Source organism: Ectobacillus soli, assembly GCF_042610425.1.
Lineage (GTDB): Bacteria > Bacillota > Bacilli > Bacillales > Bacillaceae_G > Ectobacillus.
Genome location: NZ_JBGJZM010000001.1, coordinates 1418205 through 1440275, shown reverse-complemented (window position 1 = coordinate 1440275; position 22071 = coordinate 1418205). Strand labels below are relative to the sequence as shown.

Here is a 22071-nt window from a genome sequence, read left to right as displayed (position 1 = left end):
TAGGCTGATAAAGGACGTGAGGTTGGTGCAGATGTGGCGCAAGTGTGTTTTTTGGATGTGCCTAGCTTGCTTTTGTTTGGTTCCTCTCCCTACATATGCTTTTAGTGTGAGCGCTCATAATGCGGTGTTAATGGACCAGCAATCTGGGAGAGTGTTATATGCGAAATTGCCAAATGAGTCCCGTGGAATTGCGAGTATTACGAAGATTATGACAGCTTTGCTAGCGGTAGAATCGGGCAAGCTTCAGGAAACAGTCACGATTAGTGATAATGCGGTCCGCGTAGAGGGTTCCTCTATTTACTTAAAGGCTGGGGACAAGGTAAAGCTGATCGACTTAGTATATGGGCTTTTGCTTCGCTCTGGCAATGATGCAGCCCAAGCTATTGCAGAATACGTCGGCGGGAGTGTCGATGGGTTTGTGTTTTTGATGAACCAAAAAGCTGCGTCACTTGGCATGCAACACACTCACTTTTCGAATCCAAGTGGACTAGATGGGGACGGACAGCACTATTCTTCTGCCTATGATATGGCACTTCTGACTCGCTATGCGACGCAAAACGATACCTTTAAAACTATATTTGGTACGAAAAAATTCCGTTCAAATGCATGGGACTATCCGTGGACCAACAAGCATAAGCTGCTAACCTCTATGTATGAATTTACAACGGGCGGGAAAACCGGATTTACGAAAAAAGCAGGTCGAACTCTTGTTACAACCGCATCGAAAAATGGTATGAACCTGATTGTTGTTACGCTCAATGATTCAAACGACTGGGACGACCATACAAATTTATTTGAGCAAGCTTTTCAAGACTATCAGATGGTGCCAATACTAAAGAAGGGTGCTTACGAGGTAAGTCATCCGTCACTCGCTAATCATGTTTATATCCAGCAAGAGTTTTCATACCCATTAACCAAGGAAGAAAGTCAAAAAGTAGCTGTTACATTACAATGGAACGAGAATCAGAATGTTCAGGAAGGACAAAATGTAGGCAAAGCAATTATATCCTTAGAAGGACAAAAGATTGGTGAACGTAACTTGTATTATAGTAAACGGTTGCTTGTATCTGTAACAGGAGATCTTTGGCATGATTTCATTCAAATTTTCTCTTGTATGATAGGTGTTAGATTCAATGGTTAATATCATATGGGTACTCATGACGGTTATTGGCGTCGTGTTCGCTATGTTACATGGAACGATGGAGGAAGTAAATAAAGCTGTATTTGACGGGGCAAAGCAAGCTGTTACCATTTGTATTGGTCTTATAAGTGTACTTGTATTTTGGCTCGGCCTAATGCGAATTGCGGAAGAAGCAGGATTGCTAAAGAAACTTGTGGCACTGTTCATGCCGATTGTAAAAAAATTATTTCCAGATGTGCCGAAAAATCACCCAGCCATGGGGTTCATTCTTTCAAATATGATGGCAAATCTATTTGGACTTGGCAATGCAGCAACACCGCTTGGTATAAAGGCAATGGAGCATTTAAAGGAACTAAATGGGGGGAGTGACTCTGCCAGTCGTTCAATGGTTACATTTCTTGCTTTAAATACTTCAGCAATAACGCTTATTCCAACAACGGTTATTTCCGTCCGTATGACATATGAATCAGCTAATCCTACAGAGATTGTTGGTGTTACTTTTATAGCACAGGCTCTATCGATGATGGGTGCAATATGGATTGATCGGTATTTTTATCATAAACGATTTAAAAAAGGGGGAAAGAAAAAATGAGTATTATAAATACGATTTCCCTTTGGCTCATCCCTTGTATCATTGGTTTTATTTTATTATATGGTACATGGAAGAAAGTACCTACGTACGAATCATTTGTAGAAGGAGGAAAGGAAGGTATCTCAATTGCTATAGCTATTTTACCCTTTATGGTTGGCATGCTCGTTTCCATCTCTATTTTTCGTGCATCGGGAGCACTCGATGCTTTTGTTACCTTACTTAAGCCGATGCTTGATCAAATTGGTGTCCCAGCAGAAATTGTACCCCTTGCACTGATTCGTCCGATTTCTGGTTCAGCAGGTTTAAGTATAACAACGGATCTTATTGCTACGTATGGACCGGATTCTTTTATTGGGCGGCTTGCTTCAACTATGCAGGGAAGTACAGATACTACATTCTATGTGCTAACCGTCTATTTCGGAGCAGTTGGTATTCGAAAGATGGGGGACGCTGTAAAGGTAGGCTTATTTGCGGACTTAATTGGAATTATATGTAGTATTGTGTTTGTATCACTTATGTTTTCCTAGCATAATCCTGATTGTTTTACGACTCTATTTTCTTTTTACAGGAAATTCTAGTATAATGGGTAAGCCCCGCTATTAAGAAAAAAGAGCTTAATAGTGGCCTTTTTATGTGATAATTTTTTGAATGAATTTTGACGAAAAAAGGAACAGAGTGTGGAGTTAATACGCAAATGACAGGGATCGCTTGTATTCCACTTTGCATGGCTATAAGATAAATTTGAGGTGAATAATCAAATATGGAACGTTTACAGAAGGTTATTGCTCAGGCCGGAATTGCGTCACGACGTAATGCGGAAGAGCTTATTAAACAAGGAAAAGTAAAAGTCAATGACGTCGTTGTGACAGAATTGGGAACGAAAGTGGCGAGACAAGATCGCATTGAAGTAAATGGCATTCAAATTGAAAAAGAAGAGCCGGTATACTTTTTGCTATATAAGCCTGTTGGAGTCATTTCAAGCGTAAGTGATGATAAAGGGCGCAAAGTAGTTGCAGACTTTTTCCCACACATTGAACAGCGTATTTTTCCTATCGGTCGATTAGATTATGATACATCAGGTGTACTGCTAATGACGAACGACGGTGAATTTGCTAATTTACTTATGCACCCAAAGCACGAAATTGAAAAAGTGTATATTGCAAAGGTGAAAGGTGTACTTGATCGGGAGAAAATAACCATGCTTGAAAAGGGAGTCATGTTAGAGGATGGTAAAACTGCTCCAGCTCGAGTCAAATTGCTTGGCGGGGATCGTCGCAAGGAAACAGCAATCGTGCAAATTACGATTCATGAAGGAAAAAATCGCCAAGTACGAAGAATGTTAGAAGCGGTCGGTTGTAAAGTTGTGAAATTAAAAAGAGAGCAATATGCGTTTTTAGGGGTCGGAGCTCTTCGCCCTGGTGATTCGAGAGGATTATCTCCTCATGAAGTAAAACAACTTCGGTCACTAGCACTTAAACAAATAAAATAATGAGCAGGGTGATTTTACCGTAGGATATCTCCTACTCATAGGCTTGTATTGTTAAATCATTTAGAAAGCTTCGAAAAGGAAATGGTCCTCCATTGGTTGAACTACATTTGTATCGGTCAGCTTAGGACCATTTCTTTTCATATTAGGAGGAAATACAATGAAAAAAAAGAGACTGCTCTTTCGTTCTAGTATTCTACTTATTCTCATTGGTGCATTAGTATTTACGTTTTATCAAAACTTTTTCGCAGCTAAGGAAAAGGTGCAAATAGGAAAAACGGCACCAAATTTCTCTTTGGTGGATACAAATGGGAATTCTATTACGTTACAGAATCTACGTGGAAAAGGTGTTTTGTTGAATTTTTGGGGCACATGGTGCAAACCATGTGAAGAGGAAATGCCATATATGAATGAATTATATGGAACCTATAAAGATAGAGGTGTAGAAATAGTTGCTTTAAATGCCGACGAAACGAATCTAGCAGTGAAAAATTTTGCACAGCAATATAAATTAACCTTCCCAATTGCGATTGATAAAGGACAAAAAGTAATTAATACATACGGAGTAGGTCCTCTGCCCACTACATTTTTAATTGATAAAAATGGAAAAGTGTTGAAACAAATAACCGGTACACAAACGAAAGAACAAATTGAAGGGTATTTAAAGGAAATTGCAACGAAAGAATAGAAAGCCTTTACATGACAAAAATTGGGGTGAGGGAATGGAACACGTTACATGTGAATGCGGACACGTGAACCCTTTTGGCACATCCTTTTGCGAGAAATGTGGGAAGCCATTTGTGCAAAATGAAGGTTTGTTAGATATGAAATATGAAGGAAGTGCAAGGCGGTCTATTATACAGACGAAATCAATCGTTGATAGTATTTGGAGTTTTTTTTCATCTGTTAAAGTCGGTATTTGGCTCATTGTGATTACGTTGGTTGCTTCCATGATAGGTACGATATTTCCGCAGCAAATGTATATTCCACCCTCTGCATCACCAAGCGAGTTCTACCAAGAACAATACGGAACGTTAGGGGGAATCTATTATACCCTTGGGTTTCATCATTTATATAGTTCTTGGTGGTATATGCTGCTTATCGCTTCAATCGGAATTTCCCTTGTAATTGCGAGTTTAGATCGTGTGATACCGCTATACAAAGCGCTTGCCAAACAAGGTGTGACAAGACATCCTAATTTTCTTAGTCGGCAACGTTTATTCAAAAAAATGATACTATCTGAAGAAGATATTGACACATTAAAAGTAAATATGAAACGTAGGCATTATCATATCCGCACCGAACAGGGTAACATACTTGCAGAAAAGGGACGGTTTTCTAGATGGGGTCCCTATGTCAATCATTTAGGTATTATTATTTTTCTAATAGGCATTATGATGCGATTTGTCCCAGGAATGTATGTAGATGAGCTTCTTTGGCTTCGTGAAGGACAGACGAAGGAAATACCAGGAACAAATGGAATGTATTATTTAAAGAATGAAGCGTTTATAAAGGAAGTATATGATAGTCAAAAGGATGACAAGGTGTTTCAAAGCGCCATTAACCGTGTTGGCGATGGGATGATTCCAAAAAACTTTCAAACCAACGCTGTTTTATTTAAAGTGATTGGGAACACGATAGCGGGAGAACAGCCTCAGTTAGAAAAAGTAGAGGATTATGCCATTCGGGTGAATGATCCGTTGAAATTTGCCGATTATGCTCTTTATCAGGTCGATTATAAAGAGGGCGAATTTAGTAAAATGTTTTTTAATCTTGAAAATAAGGAATCCAAACAAAAATGGGGACCTATTGAAGTTGATCTAACTAATCCAAAAGAAAAATATGACCTAGGAAATGGATATTCTGCACAACTCGTAAGTTATTTTCCAGATTTTTATTTAGATGAGCAAGGCAAGCCGAATACGAAAACGAAGATTCCAAACAATCCTGGTTTCGTGTTTAAAATGACTACTCCGCAAACACCTAATGGTGAGGTTAGCTTTGTAGGTATTCGTCAAAATATTGAAACGGATGGGAAGAATCTTTACAAAATATCGTTTGCAGGTACGGAAACGAAGAATGTCACTGCATTAACGGTGCGTAAGGATCGTACACTGTGGATGGTTGCACTAGGTGGCATTATTTTTATGATTGGTGTATCGCAAGGGATGTACTGGAATCATCGTCGTATTTGGGTGCAACGAGTGAATGATGAATGGTGGATTGCTGGGTTTACAAATAAAAATTGGTATGGGTTTCAAAGGGAGTGTAAGAAAATACTAGAAGGGACTTCGATAGAAGAGTTGCGTGATTAAGTTCTGGAAAAGAAAACGAGAGGCGGGGATCAAAGTGGCGGGACTGAGCAGTAACTTTTTATTTGTTGCATTCCTGTTGTACTTACTCGGTACCTTAGTTTTTGGAGGTGCAGTACGTGATAAGGGAAATACGTGGGCAAACATTGGTATAATAATAACCATAATAGGGTTTGTTTCACAGCTTCTTTACTTTATTACACGTTGGATTGCAGCAAAGCATGCACCCGTTAGCAATCTCTTTGAATTTACTACATTTTTCGGTATGATGCTGGTTCTTGCTTTTATCATTATCTATTTTATATATCGTTCGAGTTTGCTCGGATTGTTCGCTTTACCGATAGCACTACTCATTATTGCGTACGCAAGTATGTTTCCGACAGATATTGCTCCGTTAATTCCTTCTCTTAAGAGCAATTGGCTTTACATTCATGTTACAACTGCTGCTGCAGGAGAAGCGATTCTTTCGATTAGTGCAGTGGCAGGGCTTCTTTATTTACTGAAGCATGTAGATCAAACCATACGGAGTGCGAAAACATTTTGGCTTGAATTTATTATGTATTGTTTACTAGCAACGCTGGGATTTATTATTGCTGCTTCCTTATTTTCAGCTATCTCTTATGAAGCGAAATTTCAATGGACGAACAAAAATGATGAGAGAGTAGAAACTGCATACAAGTTTCCACCACTTATTGGACTTCATGAAGGTAAGGAGCTGACAAATACGGTTATAAAGCCAATTGTGCAATTACCAGCAGTACTTGATGCAAAGAAGTTGAATACATTTGTATGGTCATTGTTATTTGGTGGAGCGCTTTACATTTTGCTTCGCATTATCTTGCGAAAACGAATAGGCACAGCCCTACAGCCTCTCATTCAGAAGGCGGACGACGAGTTATTAGATGAAATTAGCTATCGTTCCGTTGCAATTGGATTCCCAATTTTCACCCTTGGAGCCCTTATTTTTGCAATGATTTGGGCCCAAGCAGCCTGGACGCGTATGTGGGGGTGGGATCCCAAGGAAGTATGGGCGCTTATTACGTGGCTGTTCTACGCTGCATTTTTGCATTTGCGCCTGTCGAAAGGATGGCACGGAGAACGGTCAGCATGGCTAGCTGTCATGGGATTTGCTATTATTATGTTTAACTTAGTTGCTGTAAATCTTGTTATTGTAGGCTTACATTCTTATGCCTAAGGAAAGTCACGGTTTGTTTCTAAATTTGTCAATTTTTCTTCAATTTTATGAAAAACATAGCAAACTGAATGCACCTTCTGTAAAATATTAAGGGGGTTTCATGTTTACTATGTTAAAATGCCATTTCTGTAACAAAGTAATGGCAAAATAATGTTGCTATTATAAAAAATGAACAGAATAAAGAAAGTTAGCATGGTAATATTTAGAGTATATAGATGAAAGGCAGGTGGAATCCGAAGAAGAATTTATTCTTCTAACGGAATGACAATGGAAAAAGATGCAAAAATCTTAGTAGTAGACGATGAAGAACGAATTCGCCGCCTCTTAAAAATGTACTTAGAGCGGGAAAACTATACAATTGATGAAGCTGATAACGGAGATACTGCCGTTTTAAAGGCACTTCAATATGATTACGATTTAATTATTCTCGATATTATGATGCCGGGTAAAGATGGCATTGAAGCTTGTAAGGAAATTCGTGAAAAAAAGGCAACACCGATTATCATGCTAACTGCAAAGGGTGAGGAAGTAAACCGTGTGCAAGGCTTTGAAGTAGGGACAGACGATTATATTGTGAAGCCATTTAGCCCTCGTGAAGTGGTACTTCGCGTGAAAGCTTTGCTTCGTCGGTCTGCTTCGAATAATTTTTTCTCCAGTGAAACGACATCAAAGGATGTTACAGTATTTCCACATCTTACAATTGATAATGATGCGCACCGCGTCGTTGCTGATGGGGAGGAAGTTGGGTTAACACCGAAAGAATATGAGCTTCTGCTTTTTCTAGCCAAGTCACCCGATAAAGTGTTTGACCGGGAACAATTGCTGAAAGAAGTATGGCAATACGAGTTTTTTGGTGATTTGCGAACAGTCGATACACATGTGAAACGTTTACGCGAAAAACTAAACAAAAAATCTGCTAATGCAGCGAAGATGATCGTAACAGTATGGGGCGTTGGCTACAAATTTGAGGTCGTGAACGATTGATGTTTTGGCGAAGCGTTGTAGGGAAGCTTTGGATTACGATTTTACTTCTTGTTTCCTTCGTACTAGGCTTTGTAATGCTGCTACTACATCAATTCTTTCAAAGCTACTATGATAATCTAAGTGAGACACGTCTTACTCATTTTGCGACACGTATATCCCAAATGATTGATGATGGTATGGATGAAAGAACGATTGAAAATATCGCATATCAGTTTGTCGATCCTCTCTCCCAAATTGTTGTGGTGAAAAGCGGGGCTACCATTTCTTACTCTCCAGAACAGGAGGGACTAGTTCGACTAACCCTTGATGATTTGAAAAAGGATAGTCAACTCGATCAAGTATTTACTGAAAAAAAGACAGTGAAAAAGAAGCTTCTTGTACCAAAGGATGTAAGTACGAATAACAATGAAATCATGATTGTTGGTATTCCTATCAAAAACCAAAATGGAGGAGCTGTATTTGTATATCAGTCTCTTCAGGTTTCAAATCAAGCGATGGATAAGGCGACAGATTTCATTTTTTTATCAGCTGGAATTGCTATAATTTTGACGACTTTTTTCGCTTTTTTTCTATCAACACGAATTACTGCTCCCTTGCGTAAAATGAGGGAGGTAGCCTTTGAAGTTGCACGTGGGAAATTTGATGTAAAAGCAAAGGCACGTTCACAAGATGAAATAGGTGAGCTTGCTACAGCTCTTAATCAGATGGGGAAGCAGCTTAAATTTAATATTAACGCCTTACAGCAAGAGAAGGAACATTTATCAAGTATTCTAAGTAGTATGGCGGATGGCGTGATTACTCTTAATCATGACGGGGAAGCAGTTATGATAAACCCACCTGCGGAGCGTTTCGTAAAACTTTTGGATGAAGACTACAAAGTATTGGAAACGAAAGGGCATATCCCTGATGTTTTGACAAATTTATTTCACCGAGTTGTTAAAAGTGAGCAGCAGCAAGTCGTGGAAGTGAATTTTCAAAATGGTAATTATGTTGTACTTATGACACCACTATACAATCAAACGAATGTGCGTGGGGCAGTTGCCGTACTTCGTGATATGACGGAAGAACGACGGTTGGAAAAGATGAGACAAGATTTTATTGCAAATGTGTCTCATGAATTGCGAACACCAATGGTTATGTTGCAGGGATACAGCGAAGCCATTCTAGATGATATTGTTTCTACTAAGGAAGAAGTGCATGAGTTTGTTCAAATTATTTACGATGAATCGGTTCGTTTAGGACGTTTAGTTAATGATTTGCTCGATTTGGCCCGGATGGAAAGTGGAGTCGTAGAATTACATTGGGAAGTGATTGAAGTTGTTCCCTTTGTAGAAAAAATCATTCGTAAATTTCAAGGAATTGTAAAGGAAAAATCAGTTGAATTACATGCCGTCTATCGTTCGGATGTGAAACAGATTTCGTTTGACCCGGACCGTATGGAGCAGGTGTTCACCAATTTGATTGATAACGCTGTTCGACATACTAATGAAGGCGGGGAAGTTCTTCTTATCATTGATCAGGATGCTAAGGGAGTGTCCTTTGAAGTAAAGGATTCTGGTATTGGAATTCCAGAAGAGGATGTTTCATTTGTTTTTGAACGTTTTTATAAAGGTGATAAAGCGAGAACCCGTGGAAAAACAGGCGGAACAGGGCTCGGCTTGGCTATAGCAAAAAATATCATTGAAACACACGGCGGTCATATCTCGGTGCATAGCATTGTAAGCGAAGGTACAACGTTTTCGATTTTTTTGCCCAAGCATCCCTAGATAGATAACAAAAAGCTCTTACGATTTCTTTGTGAAAGTAATCGTAAGAGCTATTTGTACATGGTTAGGCAATGAAAGATGCGAAGTATAGAAAATACAGATAAAATAAAGGAGTACGTGCATTACTTGTAGAAAAATGTAAAATATGCATTGCATAAGAAAGGTAGGGGTATGAATGAAATTGTATACGAAAACCGGTGATGAAGGTAAGACAAGCTTAGTGGGGGGACGGGTTGATAAAGATCATGCTCGTGTAGAAGCGTACGGAACAATTGATGAGGTCAATTCGTTTCTGGGTCAAGCAATGACACTCCTAAAAGATGATGTGTTTTCTGATTTATATAAAGAACTTGAAAAGGTGCAGCATGAATTATTTGATTGCGGTGGAGATTTAGCAGTTGTCAACAATAAAATTCCTTACAAAGTTACGGAAAACATGATTACGTTTCTAGAAGAACGTATTGATACATATATTCAAGAGGCACCGCCACTCGAACGATTTATTTTACCAGGAGGATCCCCTGCTTCAAGCGCTATACATATCGTAAGAGCGATTACAAGACGGGCAGAACGTGAGATTGTTTCACTGAAAAAAATAGATGCTATTAATGAGAACGTATTAAAGTATGTGAATCGTCTATCAGATTACTTATTCGCGGTAGCACGGGTAATTAATGCAAGACTTGGTGTTAAGGATGTAGAATACGAAAGAAGTGCAATTGTATTTCGTAGTAAAGAGGAAGAGTCCTCTAATTGATAAGCAAATGATATTTTTCCTATTGTACACTCGTATATGAGTTTGACAAAATGAGCAAACTAATACGGTGAGCTTTAGGAGGGAGATAAGATGAAATGGTTGAAGCTCGTGTTCATTTTCGTATTCATTTTGCCGGTTCATACAAGGGCAGAAACAAAATGGACATGGCCCGTATCGGGTGTTATAAGCGATTATTTTGGAACGCGAAATGGACATCACTACGGAATCGACATTGCTGCAACAGCAGGGACTGCCGTTCTAGCAGCTAGTTCGGGTAAGGTGACGAAATCGTATTATAGTAAGAGTTATGGTAATGTTATTTTTGTCCGTCATTCGAATGGGTATGAAGCGATTTACGCACATTTAAGCAAACGCATCGTTACAGTTGGGCAAGTCATACAAAGTGGACAGAAAATTGGCGAGGTAGGAAATACCGGTTTATCACACGGGGCTCATCTCCATTTTGAAGTACATAAAGGTGCTTGGAATGTCGCAAAAACAAATGCAGTCAATCCACTTCGTGTATTAGGAAATGTACCATCAGAAATGGTGTCATCTACATCTTATTTTGTGAGAAAAGGAGATACACTCCGTAGTATTGCTACAAAGTTTGGTATGACTGTTCAGGAATTAAAAAGCATAAATCATTTGCAAAACGATACAATTTATCCTTCTCAGCAGCTGCGTATACAGGGAATGCGGACAAGCATAGAATGATATACTAACAAATGTTTATAACAAGAAAACAGACCATCCTCCCATTGATGGTCTGTTTTATGTCGTTACTATGTATTACCAAAAAATAAAAATACAAATAAATCCAGTAATCATGATATAACTATAATAATATAAAACTTTTTTACGTGTTTTGTCTTTTTGTTTCCAAAGTACAATTGTCGGATCAATGAGTCCGATGACCAAGCAAAGAAGTCCAAGTAGCATCGTGAAAACAGAAATTGCAAAGAATAATTTTTGAACGATATATGGAAGAAGCAGCTTGAGAATATACGATGGGATTGCAGCGTAAAATATCGATGCTACATACATATTTATCGGAGAAAGTGACCGGTATCCTGGCAACTTTCGCCAAAAGGATCTGGTTGCTACTTCTACCTCAATAGCAGTGTAGTTCGCAATGATTTCTTGAACCGATTTTCCATCGTTTAAAAAATAAAAAATTCGATTTGATTGACCTTGAAAAACAAATTCTGATTTTTTTAAAAAATGATCAATTTTCACATGATTCCATGTTTTCCAAGGATGTCTTTCTAATAATTTAATACGGTTATCTACTTTTTTATCGTATTGATAAATACTAATGCCGTCCTTATCAAGTGAAGCGTAATATGCATTTGTTGAAAATTCTCCAAGTTCAACTGGACAATATAGCAATAAATCCCTTTTTAAATAAAAATATTCTTTACGCAGACTTTTCTTCATAAACTGATAAACAGTCTGCTTTTGCGTTTTCTTCATGACATTTCCTCCAACAAAGAACTGCCGTTTCTTCACAATATAACATACTAGCACTTTGGATTTATAAACACCAGTGTAAATGCTAAAATGAGTAATATATTTCTTTATAACATGCACAAATAATTGTTATTTTTGTGCGCTTTTGTACCGAGCTATACAGGCATCAATCAGTAAAGAAGCGGCTTCTGCACCTTCCCATGCCCCTATTTCTGTTTTTTTTCCTTGTAAATCTTTATATGTTTGAAAGAAATGGGAGATCTCTTTTAATTTATGCTGCGGAACATCATCTAATGACGTAACATCTTGAAAACGAGGATCTTCAGTTGGGACCGCAATAAGCTTTGAGTCCTCTTCTCCGCCGTCTATCATGTTTAAAAAACCAATTACACGTGCATCAATGACGCAACCAGGAAAAGTTGGGTTCGTTACGAGAACAAGAATATCTAATGGATCACCATCATTTGCTAATGTATGATCAATATATCCGTATTCAGCTGGATAAAACATAGGAGAGAAAAGTACACGGTCTAATTTAAAAACACCTTTTTCTTTATCGAATTCATATTTATTTTGGCTGCCTGTTGGAATCTCGATAAAAGCCTCAACAATTCTGTTTTCAAATGTCATGAGATCATCCTCCTTTAATAAGCATGTAATGCGAAACATCAGACTATAGTTGAAATAAACAAAGTCGTGTTAAGTCAATTGTCTGTATATAACTTTAGGACATAAGTATAATCGAAATTAGTAGTCACTTCAATGAAATGGTATAAAAATCTGACATTTTTCTTCACAATTCATGCGAAATATTGTATAATCGAGTTATAAAATCAAATATCGATCTATCTTCGGGGCAGGGTGCAATTCCCTACCGGCGGTATGAGAGCTATATGCTTTTAAGCCCGCGAGCCTTTATTTGGCACGATTCGGTGAGATTCCGAAGCCGACAGTACAGTCTGGATGGGAGAAGATGGAGGTTCGGCGTTATCATTACATTCATGAAAACGTTATTTACCGTACCACAAATTCTCCCCTTTTCTTATTGAAAAGGGGATTTTCTATGAGTACGATAGATGGGGCCTTCCCATTTTCCAAACGAAGATCGAAGGAAAAGGGAGAGAGAAATATGAAGAACAGAAACGTAACCAAAATGGTGACTGTAGCGATGTTAGGTAGTATTGCTTACTTACTTATGATGTTGGATTTCCCATTTCCAGGATTTCCTGTGTTTTTACGAATTGATTTTAGTGATGTGCCTGCTCTGGTGGCAGCGATTATGTTTGGACCAGTTGCTATGATGATCGTAGAAGCTACGAAAAATATTTTATACTATGGTATTCAAGGAAGCCTAACAGGTGTACCAGTTGGAGAAATTGCTAACTTTATTGCAGGATGCATTTTCATTTTGCCAGCAGCGTATTTGTACCGAAAATATCGTTCTGTTAAAGGGTTAACAACAGGTCTTGTTCTTGGGACAGTGATTATGACGGTTAGCATGAGTGTATTGAATTATTACCTCATTTTACCTGCGTACACATGGTTTTTAAACTCACCTGCCATGTCTAGTGCAGTGATGAAACAACTTATTATAACAAGCATATTGCCATTTAATATTATCAAGGGTGTATTCATCGCTGTAGTGGCTGTTCTTCTCATTAGCCGATTACGGGTTTGGATGAGTCTAAAAATGAAGAGTGCATAATAATATCTATGATTAAAACGACCGAGTGTATATTTCGGTCGTTTTTACTTTACGTAAAAAAAGCGTTATTCCAATTAGGAATAACGCTTTTTTACGATATTATTCGAATTTTGTTGCGTCGCCATCAAATGGTTCTTCAGCAACTTTGATTGAATCAGTTGGACAACCTTCAAAAGCGTCCATCATATCGTCTAGAAGAACGTCAGGAATTTCAACAATCCCTTTGTTTTCATCTAATGTTACGAATGCTAGACCTTCATCATCATAATCATAAATGTCTGGTGCAGATGCTCCACAAGCTCCACATGCAATGCATGTTTCTTTATCAACGATTGTATACTTTGCCATTTTTGAAAACCTCCTAATATTATGTATCAAATCTTTTTCAGAAAAATCTAATGAAAGAAATTCTAAACCTATTGTAAAACGGTTTCTTCAACTTTTCAATTAAAAACTCGTGGAAAATACATGTTTTGTTATAAAATCGACATGTTTTTTAAGCACTCTCAATTTTTCAACTATGACGATACTTGTTTTTTTTTGTTACAATATAGGCATATGAAGTAGAAAAGGGGAGTTTGCTTTGCAACTTTCACATACGATTTTGTTCGGACTTAGAAAAATTAATGGTGAACGGACGACTGCTTCCATTTATCATCTTCTAAAGGGAAAGCGTTCTTCACAAACTCTACAAGATGGAACGGTATATGGCTTATCCTTTTTGTTCGGAATCTGCAAGAAACTAAGTCGACACGTATATGATGAGCAAATTAATCAATTATTAAACCTAAATCAAATTGTAAAAATTGAAGAAAATACTTTTTTGCTTTCTTCACTAGGAGAAGCAGCTCTTACACAGGCACTTCAAGTTACACCTTTTCCTCCCAATTTAAATGGCTTGGTATATAAAGATGTAACGGAAGTCGTGTGGAGGCGGTTATCCTTACTTATACAAACCGTTTCCCATTTACAAACATATACGTCGTTTCTCCCAGTACAGCAAGATCATGATACTACGTCTTGGGTGAGAACATTCTTATTTTCTCTTCCATATTCGAGAGAGCAGGTTCGGGACAAGCTTTATGAGGAAATCCTCAAATTGCTCGAGGCACTACCGGATGAGGATGCAGCTAAGTTCGTTTTTCGTTTAACAGGTGCACATCGCGTTGGATACACAAGTGAGCAATTAGCGTTATACTATCACCAAGATTCATTTCAAGTACATTTGTCGTTTCTTGGAACCCTTCATTATCTAATATCGCATATAGAACAAGATAATGAGTTATCCTTTTTAAAGGCATTAATTCCAGAACGTGATGATTTTGCCACAATCTTAAGCATGTCTGCACAAAAAACGTACATGCTATGGAAAAATGGGAGAGGAATAGAGGAAATGGCTGCTTTACGTAGGTTGAAACAAAATACGATAGAAGATCATTTAGTGGAAATAGCAATGCATGTGCCTTCATTTCGAGTAGACCATTTCGTATCAGATGATAAGCTGAAGCGAATTCGTACTGTAATTCAGGAAGTGAATACGAGGAAGCTACGTGTACTTAAAGAGTATGTAGGTACAGATATTGATTATTTTTCCATACGTCTAGTACTCGCATCGTTAGGAGGAGCCAGTGAATCTTGAAGCATTGCTACAGGAAAAGTTCAAGTATGATTCTTTTCGTACAGGACAGAAGGAAATTATTATTGATTTACTAGCGGGGCATAATGTCGTTGCAATGCTTCCTACGGGCGGTGGAAAGTCAATTACGTATCAACTACCAGCATATGCACTAGATGGAGCCGTTGTCATTGTGTCACCGTTACTATCGCTTATGGAAGATCAAGTAAACCAACTGCGTATGATTGGAGAAAAACGAGTAATAGCCTTTAATAGCTTCCGTACGTTCGAAGAAAAACGAGCAGCAATGCATCGTATACATAGGTATAAATTTATATTTGCTTCACCAGAAATGTTACAAGCAACGCAATTTATCTTGACGTTGCAACGCATTCAAGTAGCCTTGTTCGTAGTAGATGAGGCGCACTGTATTTCACAGTGGGGTCATGATTTTCGTCCGGATTATCAGCGACTATACCGAGTTGTGAAAAAACTAGGTAATCCTCCTGTTCTTGCACTAACGGCTACAGCAACACAACCTATGTTAGAGGATATTGTCAGTAGCTTACATCTAACTGACGTCAAGATGCACTTATTTTCGATTGATCGACCCAATATTGCCCTTTGTGTTAATAAGGTTGAATCAATAGAAGAGAAAAAGAAAGTCTTACTTGATTATATAAAAAAATTACAAGGACCAGGAATTATATATTGTTCGAGTCGGTATTGGTCAGAGGCAATTGCCCATTATTTACGACAAGAGGGAATAGCAGGAGTTTCTCACTATCATGGGGGAATGGAGCAAGAAGACCGTATGCTAATTCAGCAGCAGTTCATCCATGATCAGTTGCGGATTATATCATGTACAAGTGCTTTTGGAATGGGGATTAATAAACCAAACATACGTTATATTGTTCATTTTCAATATTCTTCCAATATTGAATCCTATTTGCAAGAGATTGGCCGAGCAGGGCGTGATGGGCAGAAGAGTGTTGCCATTATTCTACTTTCACCGATGGATCATGAAGGACCGATGCATATGATAGCAGATGAACTCCCAAGTAATGAACGAATTGCAAGTTTTATAATGAGCATAGAACAAGGACAGGAAAGTCTGATTTCTGTAGATCATGCAGAAGAAGTAGCTCGAAATACGTTTGGATTTACAGAGCAACATTGGCGTTTTGTCTACTTTCAACTAGAAAAACTTGGTGTAATAACAGAAGAAGGGTTGGATAAAAATAAACTTGGAGCTAACGTCAAGGAAGTAATAATGACGGCTGCAACGTCATTGCTTAAGACAAAGATTGATAAATTACAAGATATGCAAAGATGGCTTGAGGTTGAGGGATGTAGACGTGAAGGATTGTTGCAGCTCTTTAATTATACACTTGAGGAAAAACCAGATCCTTGCTGTGATAGGTGTGGGATAGATATTTCCAATTATTGTGAAACCGACAATGCTACATCCATGGAGTGTATGGATTGGAAATTAGAGTTACAGCATTTGCTTTACCCAAATCTATGGAGGAAACATGAATAAAGAGCAGAAAGTAAAAGAAGCAATGTCGGAACGTGAACTTCGCTTTAATTTGTATATTACACAAGCTATAATTATCGCTCTTAGCATATTTTTATCATACATGCTATTTCATGACGTTACGGTTCTCTATTTATTGTTTGTGTGGAATCCAAAAGAGATTATAATTTTAGGTGGGGGCATAGCTTGTATAATTGTTTTGATAGATTTTGCATATACAAAATTATTGCCAGAAGAATGGCTTGATGATGGTGGGATAAATGATCGAATATTTCGTGGTATTAGCATATCACATCTTTTTTTATTAACTTTACTTATCGGTACTTCGGAGGAATTATTATTTCGTGGTATTCTACAAACGAAGGTGGGGCTCGTATATGCGAGTATCGTTTTTGCAGTCTTACATATACGTTATTTAAAAAAGCCTTTTTTATTCATTTTTGTATTATTTATAAGCGTGGTATTCGGTTCTTTATTTTTATGGACGGGAAATATACTCGTTACTATTTTTGCGCACTTTCTTGTGGATTTTATTATGGGGTTATATGTAAGAAAAACAGGGGAGGGAGAAGAGCATGTCTGAATATACATCCACGTTACAAGACGAGAAAAAGGAAGAAATACAATCTTTACCCCCAAGAAGTGAGGTACATAGAAAACGAGACGTTAAAAAAAAGAAACGTCATATTCAATACTTGTTTATCCGTTTCCTTGTGGCTGTTTTTATTATATTACCAGTTGCTGTTTACTTTTTCACAAATCGTTATATCGTTCAAAAACAAAAAGAAATACAACAAAATTCAAAAATATTTGAAGAAATTTTTTTTGAAAAGAAAAGTGCACAAACAGAGCAAATAAAGCAATCAAATCAAACGGGTACATTTACTTTTCATAAAGTTACGGACGGAGAAACGTTGGAGAGTATTGCCAAGACCTACTTTCCTAATGATGATGGTGTTTCAATTATTCTGAAAAACAATACACTTCCAAATAATAGTGTGACAGTTGGACAAGTGTTAAAAATCCCATCGCGGTAATCGTATTTTATAAGCGATTGGTGCTATGATGAACCTTCCTTGTTACAAGGAAGGTTTATTTATGAGTACAGTTCATTGTCTTTTATCTTTGATACATGAATGTGGTATTATCTGTATAGGTTATGTAATAGGAAGTGTATAAGATAAATATAAGGGGTATGTTATGATTGGTTTTGTTGTAATAGTTCTATTAGGATTTATAATGGTTTGCTATCAATATAAAGCAGCACAAAAAGTAATTATTCGAAAGCAAAATATAATATGTGAAGACTTTCCTAATAGCTTTGGGGAAATTACTATTTTTTATATTTCGGATATTCGTCGTTGCCTCGTGTCAACCTCTATAGTGGAACAAGCAATAGGTATAGCGGATTTTGTTGTCATTGGAGGAAACGTGACAGATAAGGGAGTGCCTTTGGAACGAGTCTCACAAAATATTGAACGGCTAAGGAAGATTGGTCCTATCTACTTTGTATGGGGAGAAAAAGATTATGAAGGCAATGCGCATGATCTTGATGCACTCTTGCACGATTATAATGTAACAATCCTTGATAATACCCGTGCGGTGTTTGAATCAAATAGTGGAGAATTACTCATTCTTCTTGGTGTAGATGATGTTTCAATAGGTAGAGATCGACTCGATTTGGCATTAAGCGATGCAGAAGAAGCTGGATTTCGTATCCTTGCATGTCACGATAGTAGCATCGTGAATAAGGTTACTGCAGACAATCATATTTCACTCATTTTAAGTGGATACACAAAGAATCCATCATTTGGAGGGGGGATCAATATGTTGGATTGCACGAAGTTATTTTGTAGTAATGGATACCGTTCATCGTATTTTCCTTATCGGTATCCTTCATCAGAAGTATGTTTACTCACAATAAAAGCTAATGACGATTGATACGATTGGTAAGGTGGGAAAATAGATATGGAAACTTATCAAGGAAAATATAACATTAAAGCAGTCTCAAATATGCTTGGCATTCAACCGGGGACGTTACGTGCATGGGAACGAAGATATCAAATAATTGCTCCGAAAAGAAACGAAGCGGGACATCGGCTTTATACAGAAGAACATGTTAAAATACTTAAGTGGCTTCTTGAGAAAGTAAATGAAGGGTTTACGATTGGTCAAGCGGTTAGCCTATTAGAAAGTAACCAATTAACTACACAATTATTCAATAAAGAAGATAGCCGTGTTGAAATTTTAATTGACTCTATTCTCCATTCTCTGCTACAATTTGATGAAATTAAAGCTCATGAATATTTAAACGAATCCTTTAGTATTTTTTCCGTGGATAAGGTAACGATGGATATTATTTCCAAAGTATTGATTAAGGTTGGAGAGATGTGGGAGAATCATAAAATTACGAGCGCTCATGAACATTATGCTACATCTTTTCTTCGATCTCGCATTGGAATGATTTATCACAATCTACCAGTGAATACAGTTCTTCCTAAGGTAATTGCGGTTTGTGGTCCCGATGAAACTCATGAACTTGGACTTTTAATTTTTACTATTTATTTAAGAAGAAAAGGGTATCAGGTCATCTACTTTGGTACGAGTATTGTCGAAACTGATATTGATATCGTAATAGAGGAAGTAAATCCGAAGTTCGTTTTTTTCTCTTGTACACTTCAAAAGAATGTAATGCCTACCATTCAATTGGCGAACCGTCTCAGAGAAACGTATAATTTTCTAACGGTTGGCCTTGGAGGATTGGCATTCACTATGTTGTCTAGTCAAGAAAAAGAAGCTTTGCAGGAATATATAGTAGGTACAACGAAAGAAGAGTGGGATCGGTGGATGTCACAAATGTTATGATGAACCATCCCATCTCTCTTTCATATACTAATTTTAGATGCTGCTGTTGATGTTAGGAGGGTATGGGATGAGGCTGGAACGACTAAATTACAACAAAATTAAAATATTTCTAACGTTTGATGATTTAATGGAACGTGGACTGACCAAAGAAGATTTGTGGAAAAATGCTCCGAAAGTACAGCAACTGTTTCGTGATATGATGCATGAGGCAAATCTTGAGCTTGGGTTTGAAGCAGATGGTCCAATTGCTGTTGAAGTTTTTTCATTACAAGCACAGGGTATGATTGTTATCGTAACGAAAGAGCGTCTAGAGGAAGATTTAGAAGAAGATTTTAGTGATGAATTTATTGAAATGCAGGTTACGCTAGATGAAAGCGATGATATATTATATGAATTTTCTTCACTAGACGATGTGATCGCGCTAGCGAACAGACTCTATTCATTAGGTATTACGGGTGGAAAATTATATTCGTTTCAAGATAGATTTTATGTTCTGTTAGAAGAAGATATGATACTTAACAAGGAAAATATGATTGCAATTTTAGCTGAGTACGGTAATTCAGCTACTATAACGATCTATCGTTTAGTGGAATACGGAAAAGAGTTAATGAAGGAACGCGCAATTGAACAAATATATTCTTATTTTGTTGCAAACAATGGCCTCAACTCATAAAGTTGAGGCTTTCTACATAGGTTTATGTCATGATCTTGTTAATGTTATCTAAAAAGGGCGCAAAAAGCCTGTTTGTAATCGCTTACAAGTAGGCTGTGCCAGTTTAGAACGTATGGCGGTTTTCGTTTGCATTCCAAATGTATCCGTGTATACTAAGCAATGTGAAAGAATTAGAAATGAGTAGGGGGGCAATCATGGTAGCCGAGAATCAGAATCAAAAGCTACAACAAGAACAGCATTTAAAATTGTTACAATCAACTCAAATTGTAATAAAAGAGGCACTAGAAAAATTAGGCTATCCGCAAGAAGTATATGAGTTGTTAAAAGAACCTATTCGTATGATGACCGTAAAAATCCCGGTTCGAATGGATGACGGACACGTTAAAATTTTTACGGGTTATCGTGCTCAACATAATGATGCAGTTGGTCCAACTAAAGGTGGAATACGCTTTCATCCGAATGTAACTGAAAATGAAGTCAAGGCACTTTCAATTTGGATGAGCTTAAAATGTGGAATTGTAGACTTACCATACGGCGGAGGAAAAGGCGGAATCGTCTGTGATCCGCGTGATATGTCTTTTCGAGAACTTGAACGATTAAGCAGAGGATACGTTCGTGCTATTAGTCAGATTGTAGGACCTACAAAAGATATTCCAGCTCCAGATGTATATACAAATTCACAAATTATGGCTTGGATGATGGATGAATACAGCCGAATTGATGAATTTAATTCGCCTGGATTTATAACAGGTAAGCCGATTGTATTAGGTGGATCACACGGTCGTGAAACTGCCACGGCTAAGGGAGTTACCATTATGATTCGCGAGGCTGCAAAGAAACGTGGTATTGACGTAAATGGTGCTCGGGTTGTTGTACAAGGATTCGGAAATGCAGGAAGTTATTTGGCAAAATTTATGCATGATGCAGGTGCGAAAGTAATTGGAATTTCAGATGCATACGGAGCAATGTATGATCCTAAGGGACTCGATATAGATTATTTACTAGACCGTCGGGATAGTTTTGGTACCATTACTAAATTGTTTCAAAATACGATTACGAATAAAGAATTACTAGAACTTGATTGTGATATTCTTGTTCCAGCAGCGATAGAAAATCAAATTACAGAAGAAAATGCAGATCAGATAAAAGCTCAAATTGTAGTAGAAGCGGCAAATGGGCCTACCACGCTGAAGGCTACAAAAATACTTTCGGATCGCGGTATTTTACTCGTTCCAGACGTTCTAGCTAGCTCTGGTGGAGTTACTGTTTCTTATTTCGAATGGGTACAAAATAATCAAGGCTACTACTGGACAGAGGAAGAGGTAGAACAACGTCTTGAGAAAGTTATGGTAAAATCATTTAATGCCATTTATGAGACAGCGCAAGTACGAAAGGTTAATATGCGGTTAGCTGCTTATATGATAGGGGTTCGTAAGATGGCAGAAGCAAGTCGTTTTAGAGGATGGGTTTAATTTTTTTTTACTTATAAATGGAAGCGATTCAAATAGACCGATGCAAAGTTTCTGCGTATCGGTCTATTTTTTTTTGATAAAAACAAAAAAGAACACTTGTTCGTTTTTGTGGTTCGTGGTATACTTTCCTCATAAGGAGAACACTTGTACGAAGAAAAGGGGAGAAGAGAATGAAAGCTGCGTATAATCAATCAGTTGCACTGCCATCTCATTACATGGATGAAAAACCTAGACATCAAGTTAAAGTAACTAGTCTTATTGAGCGCTTAGATATGTTTTTTGGTTTGGAATCAAGAGGCGATCGTGTATGGTTCTATGGATTTTACGGCATTTCACTCACAATTTTATTATTTATTTTAGTAGTAACACAAATGATGGCACTATGAAATAGAAGTAATTTATTAGATAAATATGGAGTATATCTCTTATCCCTACGTAAGTAGGTTTTTTCTTTTTGGACAGATAATTCTTTTCGTGTCATAATTATTGTTGGTA

At 37.5% G+C, this 22071-nt stretch carries 24 protein-coding genes and 1 riboswitch; of the genes, 21 read left to right on the top strand and 3 right to left on the bottom strand.

Features of this window, described 5'->3' with window-relative positions; translation table 11 throughout:
* The first annotated feature begins 31 nt into the window (after positions 1-31).
* The 11 genes from ACAN53_RS07490 to ACAN53_RS07440 all read left to right on the top strand — a co-directional run bounded on the left by ACAN53_RS07490 (position 32) and on the right by ACAN53_RS07440 (position 10950).
* The gene (locus tag ACAN53_RS07490) at positions 32-1141 is read left to right on the top strand and encodes a D-alanyl-D-alanine carboxypeptidase family protein (protein ID WP_379968596.1); all 1110 of its coding nucleotides are present in this window, start codon (positions 32-34) and stop codon (positions 1139-1141) included.
* Positions 1134-1733, top strand: a complete 600-nt coding sequence (locus ACAN53_RS07485) for a nucleoside recognition domain-containing protein (protein WP_379968594.1) — start codon at positions 1134-1136, stop codon at positions 1731-1733. Before ACAN53_RS07490 ends, ACAN53_RS07485 begins: the two co-directional genes overlap by 8 nt.
* Entirely contained in the window at positions 1730-2260 is a 531-nt protein-coding gene (locus tag ACAN53_RS07480) for a spore maturation protein (protein ID WP_379968592.1), read from the top strand. The genes ACAN53_RS07485 and ACAN53_RS07480 overlap by 4 nt, the downstream gene beginning before the upstream one ends.
* A gap of 233 nt (positions 2261-2493) precedes the next feature.
* Complete coding sequence (gene rluB / locus ACAN53_RS07475; protein WP_379968590.1) at positions 2494-3222, top strand: 23S rRNA pseudouridine(2605) synthase RluB; 729 nt, start codon at positions 2494-2496, stop codon at positions 3220-3222.
* A gap of 157 nt (positions 3223-3379) precedes the next feature.
* Positions 3380-3907: a thiol-disulfide oxidoreductase ResA gene (resA, locus tag ACAN53_RS07470; RefSeq protein ID WP_379968588.1), complete on the top strand. Its 528-nt coding sequence runs from the start codon at positions 3380-3382 to the stop codon at positions 3905-3907.
* A gap of 34 nt (positions 3908-3941) precedes the next feature.
* Positions 3942-5534, top strand: coding sequence for a cytochrome c biogenesis protein ResB (resB, locus tag ACAN53_RS07465; RefSeq protein ID WP_379968586.1), 1593 nt, complete (start codon positions 3942-3944; stop codon positions 5532-5534).
* A gap of 34 nt (positions 5535-5568) precedes the next feature.
* On the top strand, positions 5569-6726 hold the full coding sequence (gene ccsB / locus ACAN53_RS07460; protein WP_379970278.1) for a c-type cytochrome biogenesis protein CcsB: 1158 nt from the start codon (positions 5569-5571) through the stop codon (positions 6724-6726).
* 267 nt (positions 6727-6993) lie between these two features.
* Entirely contained in the window at positions 6994-7710 is a 717-nt protein-coding gene (locus tag ACAN53_RS07455) for a response regulator transcription factor (protein WP_379968584.1), read from the top strand.
* Positions 7710-9476: an ATP-binding protein gene (locus ACAN53_RS07450; RefSeq protein WP_379970277.1), complete on the top strand. Its 1767-nt coding sequence runs from the start codon at positions 7710-7712 to the stop codon at positions 9474-9476. Before ACAN53_RS07455 ends, ACAN53_RS07450 begins: the two co-directional genes overlap by 1 nt.
* Positions 9477-9651: 175 nt before the next feature.
* Positions 9652-10233, top strand: coding sequence for a cob(I)yrinic acid a,c-diamide adenosyltransferase (locus tag ACAN53_RS07445; RefSeq protein WP_379968582.1), 582 nt, complete (start codon positions 9652-9654; stop codon positions 10231-10233).
* A 90-nt stretch (positions 10234-10323) separates the two neighbouring features.
* Positions 10324-10950, top strand: a complete 627-nt coding sequence (locus ACAN53_RS07440) for a peptidoglycan DD-metalloendopeptidase family protein (protein WP_379968580.1) — start codon at positions 10324-10326, stop codon at positions 10948-10950.
* A gap of 75 nt (positions 10951-11025) precedes the next feature.
* On the opposite strand, the gene ACAN53_RS07435 is transcribed toward ACAN53_RS07440, so the two are convergent.
* A complete protein-coding gene (locus tag ACAN53_RS07435) occupies positions 11026-11709 on the bottom strand; it encodes a hypothetical protein (protein WP_379968578.1) in 684 nt (227 codons plus the stop codon).
* Between the two features lie 126 nt (positions 11710-11835).
* Positions 11836-12336: an inorganic diphosphatase gene (locus ACAN53_RS07430; protein ID WP_379968576.1), complete on the bottom strand. Its 501-nt coding sequence runs from the start codon at positions 12334-12336 to the stop codon at positions 11836-11838.
* A 213-nt stretch (positions 12337-12549) separates the two neighbouring features.
* Positions 12550-12685, top strand: a riboswitch (FMN riboswitch).
* A 150-nt stretch (positions 12686-12835) separates the two neighbouring features.
* Between ACAN53_RS07430 and ACAN53_RS07425 the strand changes: the two genes are divergently transcribed.
* The gene (locus ACAN53_RS07425) at positions 12836-13411 is read left to right on the top strand and encodes an ECF transporter S component (RefSeq protein ID WP_379970276.1); all 576 of its coding nucleotides are present in this window, start codon (positions 12836-12838) and stop codon (positions 13409-13411) included.
* A gap of 99 nt (positions 13412-13510) precedes the next feature.
* Here the strand turns inward: ACAN53_RS07425 and ACAN53_RS07420 are convergent, their stop codons facing one another.
* Positions 13511-13759 (bottom strand): ferredoxin, encoded by a 249-nt coding sequence (locus tag ACAN53_RS07420; RefSeq protein WP_379968574.1) that lies wholly within the window; start codon positions 13757-13759, stop codon positions 13511-13513.
* A 235-nt stretch (positions 13760-13994) separates the two neighbouring features.
* Here ACAN53_RS07420 and ACAN53_RS07415 point away from each other — a divergent pair, with 235 nt between their 5' ends.
* The 9 genes from ACAN53_RS07415 to ACAN53_RS07375 all read left to right on the top strand — a co-directional run bounded on the left by ACAN53_RS07415 (position 13995) and on the right by ACAN53_RS07375 (position 21962).
* Entirely contained in the window at positions 13995-15050 is a 1056-nt protein-coding gene (locus ACAN53_RS07415) for a YpbB family protein (RefSeq protein ID WP_379968572.1), read from the top strand.
* Entirely contained in the window at positions 15040-16569 is a 1530-nt protein-coding gene (locus tag ACAN53_RS07410) for a RecQ family ATP-dependent DNA helicase (protein ID WP_379968570.1), read from the top strand. Before ACAN53_RS07415 ends, ACAN53_RS07410 begins: the two co-directional genes overlap by 11 nt.
* A complete protein-coding gene (locus ACAN53_RS07405; RefSeq protein WP_379968568.1) occupies positions 16562-17149 on the top strand; it encodes a CPBP family intramembrane glutamic endopeptidase in 588 nt (195 codons plus the stop codon). The genes ACAN53_RS07410 and ACAN53_RS07405 overlap by 8 nt, the downstream gene beginning before the upstream one ends.
* On the top strand, positions 17142-17603 hold the full coding sequence (locus ACAN53_RS07400) for a LysM peptidoglycan-binding domain-containing protein (RefSeq protein ID WP_379968566.1): 462 nt from the start codon (positions 17142-17144) through the stop codon (positions 17601-17603). The genes ACAN53_RS07405 and ACAN53_RS07400 overlap by 8 nt, the downstream gene beginning before the upstream one ends.
* 163 nt (positions 17604-17766) lie before the next feature.
* Positions 17767-18507, top strand: coding sequence for a metallophosphoesterase (locus ACAN53_RS07395; RefSeq protein ID WP_379968564.1), 741 nt, complete (start codon positions 17767-17769; stop codon positions 18505-18507).
* A 27-nt stretch (positions 18508-18534) separates the two neighbouring features.
* The gene (locus tag ACAN53_RS07390) at positions 18535-19431 is read left to right on the top strand and encodes a MerR family transcriptional regulator (RefSeq protein WP_379968562.1); all 897 of its coding nucleotides are present in this window, start codon (positions 18535-18537) and stop codon (positions 19429-19431) included.
* A 67-nt stretch (positions 19432-19498) separates the two neighbouring features.
* A complete protein-coding gene (locus ACAN53_RS07385) occupies positions 19499-20104 on the top strand; it encodes a genetic competence negative regulator (RefSeq protein ID WP_379968560.1) in 606 nt (201 codons plus the stop codon).
* Between the two features lie 194 nt (positions 20105-20298).
* Complete coding sequence (locus ACAN53_RS07380; protein WP_379968558.1) at positions 20299-21576, top strand: Glu/Leu/Phe/Val family dehydrogenase; 1278 nt, start codon at positions 20299-20301, stop codon at positions 21574-21576.
* A gap of 170 nt (positions 21577-21746) precedes the next feature.
* Positions 21747-21962 carry a DUF3961 domain-containing protein gene (locus ACAN53_RS07375; RefSeq protein ID WP_379968556.1) on the top strand — a complete coding sequence of 72 codons (216 nt, stop codon included), beginning with the start codon at positions 21747-21749 and terminating at the stop codon, positions 21960-21962.
* The last annotated feature ends 109 nt before the right edge of the window (positions 21963-22071 follow it).